Genomic DNA, 20,317 nt, shown 5'->3' with positions numbered 1-20,317 from the left:
ATACACTACACATATTTATAAAATCATTAGTTTATAATTGGCCCTTTTGTATGTTCGACTAATTCAGGCAATAAGGAATCATTATGCAAGGCATCGAATTACGGACTCGTCTTGACCAATATTATGGCCAAACGAAGTCAGTCATTTTAGACAAACAGCATCCTATTTCAGGATTATTACCGGCCAGTACAGCTGTTACAGTTCATGGTAATTACCAAGACGCTTGGGTTCGAGATAACGTTTATAGTATTTTGGCAGTGTGGGGACTTGCTTTAGCTTATCGTAACTTGGATGACGATGGTGGACGCGGTTTTGAGCTCCAGCAACGAACAGTTAAATTAATGCGCGCTTTATTGCGTTCGATGATGGCACAATCTACTAAAGTAGAAAAGTTTAAAACAACTAGACAGCCAATCGATGCATTGCATGCCAAATACGATACGGCCACTGGCAACTGTGTGGTAGGTGATGATGAATGGGGACATTTACAGGTAGATGCGACGTCAGTATATCTTCTAACACTGGCGCAAATGATTGCATCCGGTTTGGAAATAATCTGGACTGATGAAGAAGTCAGTTTTATCCAAAATTTAGTGTATTACATTGAACGTGCTTATCGCACGCCGGACTTTGGTATTTGGGAACGAGGAGCCAAGAGCAATAGTGGTAACGTCGAGCTCAATGCTAGCTCGCTGGGTATGGCAAAAGCAGCACTAGAAGCATTGTCAGGGTTTAATTTATTTGGAGCCAAAGGTTCGCGCTCAAGCATTATCCATGTTATTCCCGATAATATTGCTCAGTCTAATATTACGTTAACCACTATGCTTCCGCGCGAGTCAAATACCAAAGAAACAGACGCGGCACTGCTGAGCATAATCGGCTATCCGGCTTTTGCAGTAGACGATCAAGCTCTAGCTAATACAGTTCGGAATGACATTATCCAAAAATTACAAGGCAATTACGGTCTGAAACGTTTTTTACGTGATGGCCATCAAACAGCTATTGAAGATGAAGGGCGATTACATTACGAAGAACAAGAACTCAAAGAGTTTGAGCATATCGAATCAGAATGGCCATTGTTTTATACTTATCTTTATTTAGATGCGCTTTTTCGCGATGACAGAGAACAAATAACTGAATACCGAAAACGTCTCGACACAGTGTTAGTCGAGCAAAACGGTCAAAAATTACTTCCTGAGTTATATTTTGTGCCAGAAGAGTCTGTCGAAAAAGAGCGTGAGCAGCCAGGTTCACAAAAACGCATACCTAACGACAACGTTCCACTAGTATGGGCTCAAAGTTTATTCATACTTGGCGGTTTACTAGAGGACGAATTACTTCGACCTGGAGACTTAGATCCTTTAGGACGTCGACATATAAAAGTACCTAAAAAACCTGTTGTACAACTAATATTTCTAGCTGAAGACCAAGCACTTAAGCAAGAACTCGAAAGCTTTGGAGTAAGCACTCAAACCCTAGAAGATATTTCTCCTATACAAGTTTATCGACCCGAAGATATCGCCGCAGTTCATGCCCAGATCGGTCAATGCCATGAACTTGGTTTATCTGGTCGTATTCCTAGGCGACTTAAAAGCTTATCCACTAGTCGTGTTTACATGATGGGCAAACAGCGAGCAGTTTGCCTAACACCTTCTTTCATTCAGCGGGATTTTTTCTTGAGTTATGATATAGAATTTTTAGTCAGCCGCTTTAAGACAGAACTGAGTTACCTGCACCGTAATTGGACTGAAGTAGGCAGGCCAACGATGACAGTTTTACTGACTCACAATTTATTGGATACCGATCGTAATGCCTTTTATGCACTGATGAAACAGATCGCCAGCGGCGAAGTCGAGGGGATCCCAGTTTTACATGGCCTTATGTCTCAGCTAATTAATACCGCCGCTGTTGAACATGTGGAACACTTAAAAGACTTAGTACTTCCTGAGGCACCATTAACTGATTTGTTGTCGCAATCTTGTGTACTAACCTTAGCTGGCGAGCATAAACAACTGTTATCCAGCGAAGAAATAGCCATAGCTTTAGAGACAAATGTAAGCACATTGGAAGCCCGTTTAAATGCAGCAACTAATTTATACGAGCAGATAGCACTGCTGACTAAAATGGTGGAGTTACAATCTATTGATGCCAAAATTCATATCTATAATCAACAGCGAAGTGTGCGTGAGCTAATCGAAGAGGTTTATACGCAGGCGGGTCGTTTACGACTTTGGTCGGTGTTAAGACAAGCCACCGGACTTCAAGGAAAAATTGATGGAGACATTGGCTTAGCTGTTGGGGATCTATTGGTGGCGCAAAAGTTTATTCAGGTAGGTCGTTCTTATCACGATGGCTCATTGATCACGCGCCCTATTAGTGACGAAGAACTGATGCAACGGATTATACAATATTGCCGTGAAGACGTTCGCGACCAAATACTGACTCAAGAAGTCTTACTCTACCTAGGACTATTAATCAAAGCACGCCCCGAATTATTTAGTGAACTTATCACTGTTCGAGCGAGCTTGTTGATCATATTATTAACTAGCCAGATTGCTCGAACACAAAACTGCCACACAGATGAAGCTTACGATATGTTGATGGATATGCCACCCTCAGAGGTTCAATCACGACTAGAAGTGGTGCTTGAAAACTTTCAAAGTTTGGCTGATTTACCACAAAAAATGGAGGTTCTTCATGCACATGGCGACATCAAGCAGCTAAACTGGCAGCAAAATTTAGGCTTAGAACAGCTAGACACCCCTACTGAGGGTTGGCTAGCTTGGCGTCAACATCAAGGGATCATTGACCGTCGTTCATCAGAGTTTTTAGGAAAAGTGTGGAGAATATTGCATCATACCAGTGGACTTGTCATCGGCAATAAAATGGATAAACGTAATCGTATTAATAGCAGTTTAGTATTAAGTGATATGACGGAAGGTGAAAAAGCCTTTGCACTTTTAATCGAGCACATGTTTAACAATATCCATGCAGCTGAATATCGTCAATTAAGTATAGAAACATTAAATGCACTTTCGAGCTTTTTTGAGCAAAACCCCACCCTAATTATTGACGATGCTATTGTTATTGATGTCACTATCGGCCACGCCGTTAATCTAGCATTTATTGAGCAATACCCTGAAAGACAAGACAACTATCAAGAACATAAAAGTCATGCTTGGGAGAGTTTTTATGCACAGTCACCTGCTCGTAGTACCACCTTTATTATTTCAGCGTTAAATCATCTATTAATAATAACAAAAGAAAAACCTTTGACATTTTATGAGTAACTTTGACTCATTACATTTTAAATAAAAATTCAATCACATTAATAACTTAGCACATCACGGTGATATTTTGGAACTAAAAACAGTGGCGAAGTAATCAACATATCTGCGGTCGCCACATTACAGACGACTGGTAAATTCCGTACAGAACAGATCCTTAGCAAAGCTTTAACATCGGGATCATGAGGAGCGGGATTCAGAGGATCCCAGAAAAAGATTAAACAATTTAATTTGAGCTTGGCAATTAATACACCTATTTGTTGGTCACCACCTGGGGGATCACTTTTGAAGTAGTGTATATTTAGAGACAATTCTGTCTTTAGCAAACCTCCCATTGTGCCCGTAGCGACCAAATTATGTTTGCTTCACTCGGCTTGGTGCGCCAAAGACCATTTTACTAAATCTGGTTTTTTATGGTCATGAGCAACCAATGCGATGGTTTTTTGCATCATCTAAAAGGTCTTTTGCTCATTTATAAAACTCAAAATTATTGAAGCATTTATCAGCTTGGCGCTAATAAATATTAAAAACAAACCTTGTTAATCATTTGCTGCGGAATATGCACAGTAGGAACAACGTAATCTAAAGAAATATACTCATCTGGTTGGCGGGCTTGATCAATACTTTCAGGACCTAAGATAATAGTATCGCAGCCCAATTGATTGATAAATGGTGCCTCAGTAGCATAGTTAACACTTTGAAATTTTTTATCCGTAAGTTGTTCAGCCAAATCCAAAACATCTTATTCATCACGGCAAGAAAATGCGAGCGCTGTCGGATACATTAAATCCAAACTTAAACGGTTGGGATATTTTGCAAATACTGGAGCTAACGGTTCTTCAATCATACCAAGGGCTTGATCATCATTTAACTCAGACACAACCCGCATATCGAAGTTGAGCTTACAGTGCTCACATATACGATTTTCTGCATCGCCACCGCTGATGTGTCCTAAATTCATGGTGACATGGGGCACACTAAAGGCAGCATCATGGAACTGGCTTTTTTAATTTACTTTGCAAGTCCATCAATTGACCCATCGCTTGATACATGATCTCAATAGCGTTGACACCCTTATCGGGGTCGCTGGAATGCCCAGTTTTACCTTGAACATTCAAACTTTGTGCAATGTGTCCTTTATGTTTATAGATGGGGATACGTTCAGTAGGCTCACCAATAATCGCCATACTTGACTTAATTAATTGTTACTCAGCAAAAAAACGCGCACTAGCCATTGATGTCTCCTCGTCGGCCGTGTCCAAAATGTACAAAGGCTTTTTCAATTTATTGAGAGGAATGGTTTTTAATGCTTCAAGAATAAATGCAAAAAATCCCTTCATATCACAACTACCTAAACCAAAAAGTTTGCCATCTGCTTGTTTGACTTTAAAGGGATCAGATTGCCAACGACCTTCATCACAGGTCACGGTGTCTGAAGGACCACAAAGCAACAGACCTCCTTCTCCGCTGCCAATTTTGGCTAACATATTAAATTGATTACCAGCACCGGGCACTAGTTGAATAGTTATGGAAAAACCAAGATCACTGAACCAGCCTGATAATATGTCAATTAATGATTTATTCGACATATTCAATTTCTCGTCAAATGCGCTAATCGACGGCGTTTTAATGATGGTTCTGTAGTGTTCTAAGAAAGATAAATTTGGCATAACAATTAGATCAAATAATTATTCACTTTTATTGCATAAATATACAACACATGGCACCATAAGCCAAAATCATAAACGACTGATAAATGAAATATTTACATCAGCGTATTAAATTAACATTTCATTTTGTTTTGGTTAGATATCTTATATGTACTTAAACGTTACAAAAATATTATTCCTGTTTACTTCCCTGCCTAGCTTCGCCAGTATGATATATCGACGACAATCGACTTTCTAGCGTATAGCTCATTCTTTGCTTTAGACTATATGGTTTAATGCAAAGAATGCTTTTTTATTCCCAATTTTCATTTTCTAGCACCCTATTCACATTGAGCTTTTAGAGAAATTTTCCATGATCAAAACCTGTATTATCGGAGCTAGTGGTTATACTGGCGCTGAGTTAGCGTCACTCCTTCACCACCATAATCAATTTGAGTTAGCCGCTTTGTATGTTTCCACTAACAGCAATGATGCAGGAAAATTATTAGGAGATATTCATCCAAAACTTTTCAATACAATTGATTTACCATTGCAGCCTATCGATGAAAATAATTTATCTGCCTTATCAGAATGTTTTGATCTAATATTTTTAGCTACACCACATGAAGCCAGTCACAAATGGATGAATGAGTTATGTGGAGCAAAAAACGGTGCAAAAACCAATAAAAAAGCAGTGATTATGGACCTGTCAGGTGCATTCAGAATAAAAGATAAAAACAAATTCGCAGAGTATTATGGCTTCGAACACCATGCTGAGAAACTATTAGCTCAAGCCGTATACGGTTTAGCTGATTGGCATCAAGAACAAATAAGTAGCGCAGATTTAGTCGCAGTTCCAGGTTGTTATCCAACAGCTTCTTTGACCGCTCTAAAACCGTTGCAACAAAATAATTTAATTAACACTGCGCATTTTCCAATTATAAACGCTGTATCGGGTGTATCAGGGGCAGGCAGAAAAGCGTCATTGAATAGCAGTTTCGCTGAAGTTAGTTTACATGCATACGGGGTACTGGGACATAGACATCAACCTGAAATTACTGACTATTTAGGAACAGATGTGATTTTCACTCCACATTTGGGTAATTTTAAGCGCGGTATTTTAGCGACAATTACAGTAAAAATAGCAACTGATGTAACTGAGCAACAGATTACCGATGCTTATCAACAAGCATATCGAGGCAATCTTATTGTAAGGCTCAGAAATAGCTGGCCTAAAATAGATGATGTAGTCGGCACACCTTACTGTGACCTTTTCTGGAAGTTTGACAAAAAAACTGGCTATCTTGTTGTAGTCAGTGCCATTGACAATCTATTAAAAGGCGCGGCATCTCAAGCAATACAATGTGCAAACTTGCGCTTTGGCTTTGAATCACACAAAGGGTTAGTAAGCTAACGATGAGTAATAAATATACTAACAAAGAAAATCATAAAAACTCATTAGTGATTAAAGTGGGCGGCGCGTTTATGCAAGATAAAGAGGCGGCTCTGGCATTATTAGGCACCATGGGCGAGCTACAAAAAACTTATTTTATAGTTTTAGTCCATGGCGGTGGTGCGATGGTAGAGGAGTTGCTTAGCGCGCTTAATATTACCAGCCAAAAAATTGATGGTTTGCGTGTCACCCCTAGAGAACATATGCCGTTCATCACTGGTGCACTTGCAGGCACCGCTAATAAGCAGTTATGTGGATTAGCCATGCGAGCGGGTCTAAACCCAGTTGGGTTGAGTTTGTTAGATGGAAAAATATGTCATGCAAGCGTTATGCGTAAAGAACTGGGAGCCGTAGGTACAGTCAAACCCGGCGATGCAACTTTATTAAGAGCATTGGCTGCAACACACATGTTACCTATCATCAGTTCTATTGGTGCAGACAATAATGGTAACTTACTCAATGTTAATGCTGACCAAGCCGCCACAGTGATTGCCCAGTTATTAGATGCTCAGCTACTGCTTTTATCAGATGTGCCTGGTGTGCTAGATGCTAACAAAAACTTAATTGAACACTTAAACAATGAGCAAATTGAAATACTCATCGCGCAAAACGTTATACGTGACGGCATGATAGTCAAAGTTCAAGCCGCATTAAATGCAGCAAATAGCTTAGGTCGTAGTGTCACTATTGCCAGTTGGAAAAATGCAGAAAAATTGCTTGGTTTGTTGCAACACCGAACAATAGGCAGCAAAATCGCTCCTCAAATAAATACACCTAGTTACAAGGCTTCATTATGAAAAAGGATCTTCTTTCATTTAAAGATTGGACCTCAGAACAATTATACAATTTATTAGTTTTAGCTAAAACCATCAAAAATAATCCTGATGGTTATCGCACGGCCTTAGATGGTCTTTCAATTGTTGCCTTATTTGAAAAACCTTCCCTACGAACTCGTGTAAGTTTTGACATTGGTATCAATAGGCTAGGTGGTCATATGGTTTACCTAGACACTCAATCAAATAAATTAGCCGGTCGTGAAGACGTTAAAGATATGGGCGCTAACCTAGCCTGTTGGGCAAATGCTATAGTGGCTCGAGTTTTTGCACATAGCACTCTAGAAGAATTAGCTGAATCATCTAAAGTACCCGTTATCAATGCTTTGTGTGATATGTATCACCCCTGCCAAGCAATAGCTGATTACCTCACTATCAGCGAATATTACGACGACTTGAGTAAAGTGAAGTTAGCCTATATTGGTGATGGTAATAATGTCACACATTCGCTGATGTTGGTGGGTGTAGCACTTGGTTGTGAAGTCGTTGTCATCACACCAGAAGGTTATGAAGTTGACGAAAATATTATAAAACTAACCCACGCTCGTGCCCAGCAGTATGGCGGTAAGCTAACCGTTAGCACTGACATTAACGCTGCAAATGGTTCACATATTTTATATACAGACACTTGGCTTTCTATGGGTGACGAAACTCCATTAGCTGATATCAAAGATACCTTTGCTGGTTACGAGATTAACGAAGCATTAATGGAAAAAACTGGTGCTGAATACGTATTACATTGTCAACCAGCACACAGGGATTTAGAAATTAGCAGCAGTTTGATCGATAGCGATGCATCATTATTAATGCAACAAGCTGAAAATCGTATGCATGGACAAAATGCTATTTTGGTACAATTGTTAGCAAGCGGCTTCAAACCAAGAAATTAGGAAAACAGCTTCAAGTCAGTCGCCGTTTAATTAGAGCAATAGTACAAAAATAACAATTCAGTAATGTGTTAACTATTAACACTTTATTGAAAGAAATTAATTAGTGCAGCAATGTGTTAGTTCGTGGCTATTACGAAACTCGCAGCTGCTTTTGAACAGGAAATATCATGGCCATTAAATCAAATAAAGAATTTAAAAAAGTAGTTTTGGCGTATTCGGGTGGACTAGATACATCAGCTATCATCCCTTGGTTAATAGAAACCTATAACTGTGAAGTTATCGCTTTTGCAGCTGATGTTGGTCAAGGCGACGAAGAGTTAGTTGGGCTCCGTGAAAAAGCGCTCGCCACTGGCGCAAGCGAGTGTTATATCGTTGACTTAAAAGAAGAATTTGTCGCCGACTATATATACCCAACTATTACCACTGGCGCAGTATACGAAGGTGAGTATTTACTAGGGACGTCCATGGCTCGTCCTATTATTGCTAAAGCGCAAGTAGAAATTGCTCTTAAGGTGGGTGCGGATGCGCTTTGTCATGGTTGTACTGGTAAAGGTAATGACCAAGTCCGTTTTGAAAGCACTTTTGCTGCTCTTGCTCCAGAATTATCAGTGATAGCCCCTTGGCGTGAATGGGACATGGTATCTCGAGAAGATTTACTTGATTATCTAGCCGAACGTAACATTGAATGCACCGCTTCTTTGACAAAAATTTATAGTCGAGATGCCAACGCTTGGCATATATCTCATGAAGGTGGTGAGTTAGAAGATCCATGGTGTGAACCTACTAAAGGGATCTGGACATTGACAGTAGATCCAGAAGACGCTCCAGATAAACCAGAACGTATTCAACTTAGCTTTGAAGAAGGAAAATTAACCAAAGTTAATGGCGAAAAATTATCACCTTATGGCGTACTGATGAAGTTAAACGAAATGGCTGCCGCTCATGGTGTTGGCCGTATCGACATCGTTGAAAATCGTTTAGTGGGTATGAAGTCTCGTGGGTGTTACGAAACGCCTGGCGGCACGGTCATGATGAAAGCTTATAAAGCCTTAGAGTGTTTGGTATTAGACAAAGCATCACTTAAATACCGTGAGCAAATCGGTCTTGAGTATTCACATGTTATGTATGATGGCCGTTGGTTCACAGCCTTAAACGATTCACTTTTAGCTGGCGCAGCAAGTTTTGCACACAAAGTCACGGGCGAAATAGTGATTAAACTATATAAAGGGCAAGCTACTGTTACCCAAAGAAAATCTCCAAACAGTTTGTATTCTGAAGACTTCGCCACATTTGGTGCAGATGATGTTTACGACCAAGGCCACGCCGAAGGTTTTATTCGTCTTTACAGCTTATCTAGTCGTATCGAAGCCATGAACAAACAAGGCTTGGCCTTTAAAAATACAGGTCTAAAATAATGAGCTTATGGGGTGGACGTTTCCAAGATGGTAGCAGTGCCATGTTCAAACGGGTAAATGATTCTTTACCTTTCGACCGTGCGTTGGCCAGTCAAGATATTCGGGGCTCCATAGCTTGGTCAAAAGCCATTTATAAAGCCGGTGTATTAACCCAAGACGAACAAATGCAGCTTGAACAAGCGCTGCAAGATTTGTTGGTAAAAGCCGAGTCAGGCACTTTAGACTTTGACGCAAGCGATGAAGAAGACATTCATAGCTTTGTTGAAGCCACACTAATCGAACAACTTGGTGATATAGCTCGCAAGCTGCACACTGGTCGTAGCCGAAATGATCAAGTGGCCACAGACTTCAGATTATGGACACGTGAGCATGTTGACCTATTGATTGCCGACTTAGAAAATGTCAAAGCCTCTTTAGTTGGCACGGCTAACCATAACAAAACGGTTATTTTACCCGGTTATACCCACTTACAACGAGCTCAACCCGTACGTTACCCACATTGGTGTTTGGCTTATGTGGAAATGTTTAAACGTGACATTAGTCGCTTACGTGACTTAAGAGTGCGCTTAAACCAGTCGCCTTTGGGTTGTGGTGCTTTAGCAGGTACTACCTACCCCATTGATCGTTATGAAATTGCCAGTGAATTAGGCTTTGATAGCCCCTGTTTAAATAGCTTAGATGCGGTGTCAGACCGTGATTTTGTGTTGGAACTTTTATTTACTGCCAGCACCAGCATGATGCACATGTCGCGTATGGCCGAAGACTTAATTTTCTTCAACTCTGGTGAAGCCGGATTTATTACCTTGGGTGATGAAGTGACTTCTGGCTCTTCATTGATGCCACAAAAGAAAAACCCTGATGCCCTAGAACTAATGCGTGGAAAATGTGGCCGCGTATTCGGCAGTTTACAAGGTATGTTAGTGACGATGAAAGGTTTGCCACTTGCTTACAACAAAGATATGCAAGAAGACAAAGAAGGTTTGCTTGATGCGGTGACGCAGTGGCATATCTGTTTATGTATTGCCTGTGAGGTAATTGACAGCATTAAGTTAGACTCAGAACGTTGTGCTAAGGCAGCGCGTGAAGGCTATGCCAATGCTACTGAATTAGCCGATTATCTTGTTGCTAAAGGTATCCCCTTTAGAACCGCTCATGACATTTCGGGTCAAGTGGTACTAGCCGCGCTAGAGAAGAAAAAAGCGATTGAAGAGTTAAGCATTGCTGAGTTGCAGCAATATTCGGACTTAATTGAAAACGATGTCTATGAAATCTTGCAACTGGAATATTTAGTCGATAAACGTAGTATCTTAGGTGGTACTGGTATAGACCCAGTCACTAAAGCTTTAGACGCTGAATTAGCGCAAAATAAGTAAGGATTAATTGGTGGTCGCTTCACATATCGATAGTGTTAAAATCATTCGCAATTCGGCACCATACATTAACGCTCACAGAGGTAAAACCTTTGTGTTGATGTTTGGTGGCGAAGCCATTGAAGAAACTAACTTTGCTAACATCATTCATGATATTGCCTTGTTAAATAGCTTAGGTGTGCGTTTGGTTTTAGTTCACGGTGCAAGACCACAAATTGATGAGCGAGTGGCACTGCGTGACCTGCCCCCACGCTTTCATCAAGGTATTCGTATCACTGATAAACAAACCCTTGAATGTGTAAAAGACGCAGCAGGTTCAGTGCGTGCACAAGTAGAAGCGTTATTAACCATGGGGCTGGCTAATTCACCCATGCATGGTTCACATATTCGAGTGTGCTCAGGCAATTTAGTGGTTGCTATGCCCATAGGCGTGCGCGATGGGGTCGACTTTGAAAATACTGGTGTTGTTCGTCGGATTGATGTGGATGGCATTAACGACCATCTAAATGATGGCTCCATTGTGTTGTTGTCCCCTATGGGATATTCATCAACAGGTGAAGTATTTAATCTGTCGCATGAAGACGTGGCAACTAAGGCTGCAATCGCACTCAATGCTGATAAACTCATTTTATTTAATCACCAAGACGGTATTGTTAGCAAAGAAGGAAAGCTACTAAGAAACTTAGAATTAGACGAACTTTATTGCATGTTAAACGAGCCTTTCTATGCGCCAGAAAAACAATCACTGCAAGCGATTGTATCTAGTTTAGAGGCGGGGATTAGTCGTTGTCACACGGTTAGTTATCGTCAAGATGGTGCGTTACTTCAAGAGCTATTTACTCGAGATGGCGCGGGGTCTCTTATATCCCAAACATCATACGAACAACTCCGCCAAGCCAATATTGAAGATGTAGGCGGCATTCTTAAATTAATTAAACCTTTGGAAGAAAAAGGCATTTTAGTGAAACGTTCAAGAGAACACTTAGAGCAAGAAATCGAACAATTTGCCTTGATTGAACGTGACGGTATGACAATAGCATGCGCTGCACTTTATCCTTATATCGAAGATAAAATGGGTGAACTCGCTTGTGTAGCCACCCATAACGATTATCGCGGCGGCAATCGTGGCGAACGGCTTTTAGATTCGATTAAAATACAAGCGCGTGAACAAGGCTTACAGTCTATTTTTGTACTCACTACCGTGACGGCTCATTGGTTTCAGGAACAAGGTTTTGTTGAAGTCAGCTTAGATGACTTGCCGACCAAGAAAAAACAACTTTACAACTTCCAACGTAAATCTAAAGTGTTTAAGCTAGTGGTCTAAAAAGACTAACAAGATAGCTAATTTATGTACAAACACCTCTACCGTGCTGCACAACTATGTGTGGCGTTTATTATGACTCTTACTCTTTCCGGCTGTGATCTATTCACAGACAAGTCTACCAACCAAGTTAATCAATTTATAAAAGAACAAAACATTAATAAAACCCAACAAGACTGGAGAAATAATCTCTCAGTGCCGCCTGTGTTGGAATTTAGCCAAGACAAAACTTACCTGTGGCAGTTAAATACCAGTAAGGGCGACATGGTTATCGAACTGTTGCCAGATGTTGCTCCCATGCATGTATCCAGCACCATTTACTTAACAACTTTAGGGTTTTACGACAACACCATATTCCATCGCATTATCCCCGGTTTTATGGCTCAAGGTGGTGACCCAACTGGCACAGGCAGGGGTAATCCGGGTTATAAATACGCAGGTGAGTTTAGTGATGACCTTAAACATACTCAAGGCGGGTTATTAAGCATGGCTAATTCAGGCCCCAATACAGACGGCAGCCAGTTTTTTCTGACCTTCACTGCCACACCTTGGTTAGATGGCAAACACACCATATTTGGTCAAGTTATTCAGGGTATGGATGTACTTGAAAGTATCGAACAACTTGGTTCGAGAAACGGTAACACCAGTGAAGTAGTGTCAATCATAACAGCGACTATTTTAGTTCAGTAAGGACACATTATTATGAAGGTGTATAACTACTGGCAGCAACAGTAATAACAATATTGATGCCGTGCAGTAAGCGTAAACTTTGTATAACCCTGGTAAAAAGTGTCGATGGTGAATATAGTTTTTATTTAGAACATGGTGATTGGGGGACATAATGCTGATGATTTCTTTGGGCACTATAAAACTTGGGAATGCTTCACCAAACGAATAAAATCTATAGATCCCTAGTCATCATCGGGGGGCATTTTCGCTAGTAATAAATTACCATCATTAACCATATCGCATCATTAATTTAATCAACGACTTAACCTTTATTCGATACGAAAGTAAAGTATGCCCCAGCATCTTTTGATGGGCTTGTGCACTTTGCCCCTTCAAAATTTTGACACAGAAATACTCCAACTGCTTTATTTTAACTTTAACAAAATATGATTGTGTCTAAAATAGACAATAAAAAAGCCGCTAATGCGGCTTTTTTATTGAACTAAAACGGTTATTAAACTTTCTTAACGCCAGCAATCGCTTGTTTCGTGAGCTCTGTTATTTTATTCCATTCACCATTGACCATCGCATCTTCTGGCGCTAACCAAGAACCCCCAGCACAACTCACATTAGGCAAAGCTAAGTAGTCGTTGTAGTTGCTTGGGCTTATTCCGCCTGTTGGACAAAACTTAATATCAGGGAATGGGCCACCAATGGCTTTTAGAGCTTTCACACCACCTGATGCTTCGGCAGGGAAAAACTTTAAATGTGTGTAACCATGATCCGCTGCGGTCATCAGTTCTGAAATAGATGAAATCCCAGGAATAAGTGCAATGCTGCCCTCGTTACCAGCCTTGAGCAAATCAGAGGTTAATCCGGGACTAATAGCAAACTTAGCACCTGCATCTGTCACTTGTTGCAACTGAGTTCGATTAGTCACTGTACCTGCACCAATAATAGCTTCAGGTACTTCTTTGGCAATTTTGGCAATGACTTCTAGTGCTGCATCTGTCCGTAAGGTGACTTCTAATACACGTATGCCACCGGCAATGAGTGCTTTAGCCAGGGGCACAGCATGTTCAACATCCTTTATCACCAATACAGGCACAACAGGCCCTAGGTTGAATATTTCTTCTGATGTCATTTTCCAATTATTTGTCATTGCATTTAACCTTTACAATTTTGATTTAAATAAGCCATAGCACCAATCAAACCATGATCTGGCTCAGTAATAATGAAAGTCGGTATGCAAGCTACATAGTCACGAAATCGACCTTTAGCTTCAAATCGCACCCGAAAATCACTTTGTTTAATAAAATTAGTGAAACGAGGAGCAATACCGCCTCCAATATACACGCCACCACGTGTCCCTAAATTAAGGGCCAAGTTTCCTGCAAAACTGCCTAAAATCTTGCAGAATTGTGTTAACGTAAAGACGCTTAATGTACAACTACCATCAAGAGCACGTTCAGTAATATCAGCGGGATCATCCAATGGTGCTAGTATTCCTTTGTGCTTAGCAATAGCTTGGTAGATATGCACTAAACCACGTCCTGACAGCACTTCCTCAGCAGATGCATGGCCTAGTTTATCAGTCAAGAACTGCCATATTGCAATATCGACATCATCCACTGGAGCAAAATCTACGTGTCCACCCTCACCGTCTAATGCTAACCAACCACTGCTAGTATGGGTTAAGTGTTTAACGCCTAAACCAGTACCAGGTCCAAACACAGCAATGTTGTCTAATTCGTTGGCTTGACCTTGCCCAACCTGTTCTTTTTGTTGATTGCTCAATACAGTAACGGCATGGGCAACAGCCGTGAAATCATTGATCACACCCAGCCAATCTAAACTTAGCTCAGCTTGCAGTTGAGAGATAGAAAACTGCCAGTGATTATTAGTCATAGAAATCACATCACCATTCACGGGGCAAGCAACACCTAAACAACCAGCGCTAAAATTTAGTTCTGGGAATTCAGCCATATATGTCCCAATAACGGCGCTTATGGTTTTATAATCACTGCACAAATATTTTTTAATATGGCTTAGTGAACCACTTTCTATTTGTGCTAAACGAATATTGGTACCGCCTACATCCGCAACAAATTTTGCCATCTGATTAGTCCTGGCCGACAAACAACGAGCATGCGCCCTGCTCAGCACCGGTTAATGTTGAACGCATACCTGCAAACATTTCGCGTCCCATTCCAATCTGATGTTTTGCCACATCAGGCATCTTAGCTTCACGCTTGGATAATTCTTCTTCACTAATCAGGATATCCATGGCACCCGTCTCAGTATTTAATTCCAACATATCGCCAGTTTGCACTTTTGCTAATATACCGCCTTTTATGGCTTCGGGTGTCACGTGGATAGCAGCTGGCACTTTACCTGATGCGCCAGACATACGTCCGTCAGTAACTAATGCCACTTTAAATCCCCTGTCTTGCAATACTGCTAGAGGTGGCGTCAAACTATGTAACTCAGGCATACCGATAGCAGATGGTCCTTGAAAACGCACTACAACAATACAATCTTTGTTCAGCTCATCTGCTTTGAACGCCGCATGCAATTCAAATTGATCTTCAAATACTACTGCGGGTGCAGTGATTTTGCAGTGAGGTTCGCGTAAAGCAGAGGTTTTCATTACCGCACGACCTAAATTGCCGCATAAAACAGATAATCCACCATCGGCCTTAAATGGCTCATCTACACTGGCAACGACTTGTTTATCAAATGATTCTGTTGGACCATCACGCCATACCAACTCACCATTGTCTAACATTGGCTCTTTAGTATATTGCTCTAAGCCTTGGCCGCATATAGTTAATACATCGTTATGCAATAACCCACCTTCAAGCAGTTCTCTGATCAGTAATCCCATACCGCCTGCTGCAGTGAAGTGGTTAATGTCAGCTGAACCATTAGGATAAATGCGAGTTAACAAAGGAACTGCGCTGGAGATATCAGCAAAATCATCCCAGTTAACGATGTACCCTGCAGCCCTTGCCACAGCGACTAAATGCATAGTGTGATTAGTTGAACCACCAGTGGCCAAAAGGCCTACCAAACCATTAACTATGGCTTTTGCATCGACTATATGACCAATGGGACGATAAGCGTCGCCTAAATCAGTAATACGAGTAATCTGTCTTGCTGCAGCATCTGTTAATGCATCACGCAGTGGAGTGCCCGGGTTAACAAACGATGAACCTGGAAGATGTAGTCCCATAATTTCTACCACTAATTGATTACTATTGGCAGTGCCGTAGAAAGTACAAGTACCAGCTGAATGATAAGACTCTGATTCAGCATCGAGTAATTCTTCACGGCCAACTTTACCTTCGGCAAAAGCTTGACGCACGCGCGCTTTTTCTTTGTTTGGAAGACCTGAAGGCATGGGCCCTGCCGGAACAAATATTGTTGGAAGATGACCAAAACTTAAGGCGCCAAGTAACAAACCAGGGACAATTTTATCGCAAATACCTAACATCAAGGTGCCATCAAACATATTATGTGAAAGCGCAACAGCAGTTCCCATTGCAATAACATCACGGCTCATCAGACTCAAATCCATGCCCGGTGTGCCTTGGGTCACTCCATCACACATAGCAGGTACACCACCAGCAAATTGAGCAACACTGCCAACTGCATTAATCGCTTTTTTTAATTGAGCCGGAAATGCTTCATAAGGTTGATGAGCTGATAGCATATCGTTATAAGATGACACTATCGCGATATTCGATTTGGTCATACTACGCAAGTCAGACTTATCTTCTGTTCCACAAGCTGCAAACCCATGAGCTAAATTACCACAAGACAACACACCACGATGTGGACCATGCAAACGTGCGCTTTCAATTTTTTCTAAATAACTTTTACGCGAGGCTTGGCTACGCTGAATAATTCGGTCTGTGACTTCTTGGATAACTGAGTTCATGGATTTTTCCTATAAAAAAAATTTAATTAGGGTGCCCACAAAAGCTCGACATCGGCGTTGTTGATGACGGCTCGAATTGGCATGACTAGGGCGTCGTCATCTGACAGAACTGTATTTAACACATCTTTTTTGCTCTCACCGGTGAGATGCAAAAAAATCTGATTACTGTTTAATAATGCAGGCAAGGTCAGTGACATACGTTGATTTGGTGCGCTTGTAGGCTGGATGGCAATAAATGTATCACCTGACTCGAGATCGAGACCTTGGGCAATTTGCTCTGAGCAAGGAAACAATGACGCAGTATGACCATCTTCTCCCATACCCAAAATCAGCACGTCGAAGGGAGTACGCATTTTTTGTAGATTTGCGGTACATGTTAATACCGCATCTGCAGCATTGCTATGCTGCGTTTTTAAGGATACAAAGTTTGCATTTGCAGCATTGTTAATTAAAAGTTCGCTACGGAGCATTTTTTCGTTAGATGCTTCATCGGTATTTTCAACCCAACGCTCGTCCGCCAAACTAATGTCTACTTTATCCCACTCTAAGTTCGATTGTGACAGAGTATTAAAAAGCTCTGCAGGGGTGCGTCCACCAGATACGACTAAACTTGCCCGGCCATTTTCATCTATACCATCTCTAAGTAGCTTAATAATTTTGCGAGAAAATGCTGTGTTAAGCTGCGCTGTTGTTCTAAATTTAGATTGTGTTAGTGCCATTATTTTTTACCTATTCGACTTTCATACCAAGCTCTGTCTTCACGAGCTAGTAGCGCAATTGCCGCTACTGGCCCCCATGTACCAGCCTGATAAGGTTCAGGTGGTTCGTTGCTTTTTTTCCAGGCAGCTAGGATACCATCAACCCACTTCCATGCGGCTTCTACTTCATCACGACGAACAAATAAGGCTTGATTACCCAACATCACTTCTAACAATAGCTTTTCATATGCGTCAGGGATCCGATCATTTTTAAACGTATCAGAAAAGCTCAAATTCAACTTAGACTTTTGCAAGTCCATTGACCCTCTTCCAGTGAGTCCCGGCACTTTGTTCATGACAGTGACTTCAACCCCTTCATCTGGCTGCAACCTAATGGTTAATTTGTTCGGTGGTAACTCCGGGAAACTGTCTTTGAATAAGTTATGCGGTTGACGTTTAAAGTAAATCACCACTTCACTGGTTTTATCCGGCAAACGTTTACCTGTGCGTAAGTAAAATGGCACACCAGCCCAACGCCAATTGTCCAACTCAACCTTTAAAGCAATAAAGGTTTCTGTTTCGCTCGATGTATTCGCATCAGGCTCATCTAAATAACCTGGTACTTCTTGTCCTTTAACAAATCCAGCTACGTATTGTCCGCGGACAGTGTTCTGACGAACATTACTGGCATTGATAGGGCGTAATGCTTTAAGTACTTTAAGTTTTTCATCACGGATACTATCCGAATCCAAGTTTGCAGGGGGTTCCATAGCAACAAGTGTCAGAATCTGTAACAAGTGATTTTGAACCATGTCACGCATTTGACCTGCTTCGTCAAAGTATCCCCAACGGCCTTCGATACCCACAGACTCAGCAACACTGATTTGCACATGGTCGATGCAATTGTGATCCCAGTTAGTAGCAAAAATAGAGTTAGCAAAGCGTAATGCGATCAAGTTTAAAACAGTCTCTTTTCCTAAATAATGATCAATTCGATAAATTTGAGTTTCATCAAAAAACTCTGCAACTTGATCGTTGATTACTTTAGATGAAGCTAAGTCATGACCGATTGGTTTTTCTAAAACAACACGCATACTTTTGTCAATAATTTTAGCCGCCTTCAAACCAAGACAGATATCGCCAAAAATAGAGGGGGGCGTGGCAAAGTAACAAACCATCAAACGTTTAGGATCGACATGTTCTTTAAATGCTTTGTAACTTTCAGCATTTTTCATGTCCACTTGTACATAATCTAACTTTTCAGAAAATCGCTCCCAAGTTTTTTGGCACAGCTCTTCCTTGGAAAATTTTTCAATATTTTCTTTTACGAGGGCTACATACTCTTCTGTGCTGATATCTTGACGTGCTACACCGATAACTTTCGTTTCGGCATGCATCAAATCAGCTTTTTCAAGTTGATATAAAGAGGGTAAAAGTTTTCGTCTGGCCAAATCGCCTTTGGTGCCAAACAACACGAAATCACAAGGTTCGAATGAATTTTCCAAAACCATTTTTTCTGCCTACTTATTTAGATAGAGAGTGTTAATTGTCATAACAAACAATCGTTACAACCCAATCACCAACGCATAATGTAAAATTTAACATCAAATGTAGTAAGTTTACAACTTTTCACTGCGTTTTAGCGGGTAAATTGTCATTATGAGTGTATTAGTCCTTTAGATCGAAAGAATTCCTGTTAAAAAATTACAGCTATAGTACTCTAAACCAATAAGGCATGCTTAACGCTGGCACTAAAGTGAAACCATTATAATGAAGTTTTTAACGCGCGTATGAATATTCTAGAAAAAATAACCCAACATAACTCCGTTTTTAGTAAGTCTGAGCGCAAGGTTGCAGAGGTCATATTAGCGAATCCACAAACGGCAATCCATAGCAGTATTGCTACGCTCGCCAAAATGTCTGGCGTAAGTGAGCCAACAGTGAATCGCTTTTGTCGGCGATTGGATACTAAAGGCTACCCAGATTTTAAGTTACACCTAGCACAAAGTCTTGCCAACGGCACACCTTATGTCAATCGTCATGTTGAAGAAAACGATGGACCCGAAGAATATACCCATAAAATTTTTGAGTCTACCATGGCTTCCCTTGAAGTCGCGCGACAATCAGTTGATATAGCCGCAATCAATCGTGCAGTAGACTTATTAACTCAAGCTCAAAAAATATCTTTTTTTGGACTTGGTGCTTCTGCTTCAGTTGCCCACGATGCGCTAAACAAATTTTTTCGATTCAACGTTCCAGTTATCTATTTTGAAGATATAATCATGCAACGAATGAGCTGCATGAACTCTGGTGAAGGTGATGTAGTCGTTTTAATTTCTCACACTGGTAGAACAAAAAGCTTGGTAGAAATAGCCCAAATAGCGAGAGGCAATGATGCAACTGTCATGGGTATTACCTCTAAAGACAGCCCTCTGGCAAAAGAATGTAGTTTGGTGTTGTCTTTAGAAGTTCCCGAGGATACAGATATGTATATGCCTATGGCGTCTCGTATCGCTCAGCTTGTACTAATTGATATTTTAGCCACAGGCTTTACCCTCAGAAGAGGTAACAAATTCAGAGAAAATCTTAAGCGCGTAAAAGATACTTTGCGCGGTTCAAGGTTTGATAAACGCAGCGACTAAGGCAATAACCAGTATTAATTTTAAAAAAATGGGGCCTACAGGCTCTTTTTTATTAGAATAATTTCACTTATTGGCTATTTTGCATTAAAATTTTGTAATAAAATTACAGTTTTGTTAATTTATAACCTGTATCTTATAAACATTTGA

18 protein-coding genes and 1 pseudogene are annotated in these 20,317 nt (G+C 40.8%); 9 read left to right on the top strand and 10 right to left on the bottom strand.

Translation table 11 applies throughout. The features are described from left to right. Positions 1-83 precede the first annotated feature (83 nt). A complete protein-coding gene (locus tag QZ562_RS11665) occupies positions 84-3,290 on the top strand; it encodes a glycoside hydrolase family 15 protein (protein WP_293760105.1) in 3,207 nt (1,068 codons plus the stop codon). A 38-nt stretch (positions 3,291-3,328) separates the two neighbouring features. On the opposite strand, the pseudogene QZ562_RS11660 reads toward QZ562_RS11665, so the two are convergent. From QZ562_RS11660 to QZ562_RS11640, 5 genes and pseudogenes are all read right to left on the bottom strand, one after another. Next, positions 3,329-3,736 (bottom strand): annotated as a pseudogene (locus tag QZ562_RS11660) (methylglyoxal synthase). A 74-nt stretch (positions 3,737-3,810) separates the two neighbouring features. Then, entirely contained in the window at positions 3,811-4,017 is a 207-nt protein-coding gene (locus QZ562_RS11655; RefSeq protein ID WP_293760103.1) for a hypothetical protein, read from the bottom strand. Between the two features lie 12 nt (positions 4,018-4,029). Further along, entirely contained in the window at positions 4,030-4,248 is a 219-nt protein-coding gene (locus QZ562_RS11650; RefSeq protein WP_293760101.1) for a peptidase dimerization domain-containing protein, read from the bottom strand. Positions 4,249-4,276: 28 nt separating this feature from the next. Then, the gene (locus tag QZ562_RS11645; protein ID WP_293760098.1) at positions 4,277-4,474 is read right to left on the bottom strand and encodes a peptidase dimerization domain-containing protein; all 198 of its coding nucleotides are present in this window, start codon (positions 4,472-4,474) and stop codon (positions 4,277-4,279) included. A gap of 18 nt (positions 4,475-4,492) precedes the next feature. Further along, entirely contained in the window at positions 4,493-4,876 is a 384-nt protein-coding gene (locus tag QZ562_RS11640) for a M20/M25/M40 family metallo-hydrolase (RefSeq protein WP_293760096.1), read from the bottom strand. Between the two features lie 433 nt (positions 4,877-5,309). Here QZ562_RS11640 and argC point away from each other — a divergent pair, with 433 nt between their 5' ends. The 7 genes from argC (at position 5,310) to QZ562_RS11605 (ending at position 12,908) form a co-directional block, all read left to right on the top strand. Next, positions 5,310-6,350 carry an N-acetyl-gamma-glutamyl-phosphate reductase gene (gene argC, locus QZ562_RS11635; protein WP_293760094.1) on the top strand — a complete coding sequence of 347 codons (1,041 nt, stop codon included), beginning with the start codon at positions 5,310-5,312 and terminating at the stop codon, positions 6,348-6,350. Positions 6,351-6,352: 2 nt separating this feature from the next. Beyond that, positions 6,353-7,186: an acetylglutamate kinase gene (argB, locus tag QZ562_RS11630; RefSeq protein ID WP_293760092.1), complete on the top strand. Its 834-nt coding sequence runs from the start codon at positions 6,353-6,355 to the stop codon at positions 7,184-7,186. Next, entirely contained in the window at positions 7,183-8,112 is a 930-nt protein-coding gene (locus QZ562_RS11625) for an ornithine carbamoyltransferase (protein ID WP_293760090.1), read from the top strand. Before argB ends, QZ562_RS11625 begins: the two co-directional genes overlap by 4 nt. 167 nt (positions 8,113-8,279) lie before the next feature. Further along, on the top strand, positions 8,280-9,527 hold the full coding sequence (locus tag QZ562_RS11620; RefSeq protein ID WP_293760088.1) for an argininosuccinate synthase: 1,248 nt from the start codon (positions 8,280-8,282) through the stop codon (positions 9,525-9,527). After that, positions 9,527-10,900: an argininosuccinate lyase gene (gene argH, locus QZ562_RS11615; RefSeq protein WP_293760086.1), complete on the top strand. Its 1,374-nt coding sequence runs from the start codon at positions 9,527-9,529 to the stop codon at positions 10,898-10,900. Before QZ562_RS11620 ends, argH begins: the two co-directional genes overlap by 1 nt. Before the next feature lie 10 nt (positions 10,901-10,910). Next, on the top strand, positions 10,911-12,221 hold the full coding sequence (gene argA / locus QZ562_RS11610) for an amino-acid N-acetyltransferase (protein WP_293760084.1): 1,311 nt from the start codon (positions 10,911-10,913) through the stop codon (positions 12,219-12,221). 24 nt (positions 12,222-12,245) lie between these two features. After that, positions 12,246-12,908 carry a peptidylprolyl isomerase gene (locus tag QZ562_RS11605; protein WP_293760082.1) on the top strand — a complete coding sequence of 221 codons (663 nt, stop codon included), beginning with the start codon at positions 12,246-12,248 and terminating at the stop codon, positions 12,906-12,908. A 493-nt stretch (positions 12,909-13,401) separates the two neighbouring features. On the opposite strand, the gene QZ562_RS11600 is transcribed toward QZ562_RS11605, so the two are convergent. Genes QZ562_RS11600 through zwf form a run of 5 tightly spaced genes read right to left on the bottom strand, consistent with a single transcriptional unit; the run spans position 13,402 to position 19,039 of the window. Next, the gene (locus tag QZ562_RS11600; protein ID WP_293760080.1) at positions 13,402-14,049 is read right to left on the bottom strand and encodes a bifunctional 4-hydroxy-2-oxoglutarate aldolase/2-dehydro-3-deoxy-phosphogluconate aldolase; all 648 of its coding nucleotides are present in this window, start codon (positions 14,047-14,049) and stop codon (positions 13,402-13,404) included. A gap of 5 nt (positions 14,050-14,054) precedes the next feature. Continuing rightward, positions 14,055-15,005, bottom strand: coding sequence for a glucokinase (locus QZ562_RS11595; protein ID WP_293760078.1), 951 nt, complete (start codon positions 15,003-15,005; stop codon positions 14,055-14,057). Positions 15,006-15,009: 4 nt separating this feature from the next. Further along, positions 15,010-16,830, bottom strand: a complete 1,821-nt coding sequence (edd, locus tag QZ562_RS11590; protein ID WP_293760076.1) for a phosphogluconate dehydratase — start codon at positions 16,828-16,830, stop codon at positions 15,010-15,012. A gap of 26 nt (positions 16,831-16,856) precedes the next feature. Further along, a complete protein-coding gene (gene pgl / locus QZ562_RS11585; RefSeq protein WP_293760074.1) occupies positions 16,857-17,549 on the bottom strand; it encodes a 6-phosphogluconolactonase in 693 nt (230 codons plus the stop codon). Next, positions 17,549-19,039: a glucose-6-phosphate dehydrogenase gene (zwf, locus tag QZ562_RS11580; RefSeq protein ID WP_293760072.1), complete on the bottom strand. Its 1,491-nt coding sequence runs from the start codon at positions 19,037-19,039 to the stop codon at positions 17,549-17,551. The genes pgl and zwf overlap by 1 nt, the downstream gene beginning before the upstream one ends. Positions 19,040-19,318: 279 nt before the next feature. Here zwf and QZ562_RS11575 point away from each other — a divergent pair, with 279 nt between their 5' ends. Continuing rightward, on the top strand, positions 19,319-20,170 hold the full coding sequence (locus QZ562_RS11575) for a MurR/RpiR family transcriptional regulator (RefSeq protein WP_293760070.1): 852 nt from the start codon (positions 19,319-19,321) through the stop codon (positions 20,168-20,170). The last annotated feature ends 147 nt before the right edge of the window (positions 20,171-20,317 follow it).

This window comes from uncultured Paraglaciecola sp., assembly GCF_913058035.1.
In the GTDB taxonomy this organism is placed as follows: Bacteria; Pseudomonadota; Gammaproteobacteria; order Enterobacterales; family Alteromonadaceae; genus Paraglaciecola.
Note: the sequence above shows the minus strand (reverse complement) of the source record. Positions and strands in the feature narration are given on the sequence as shown.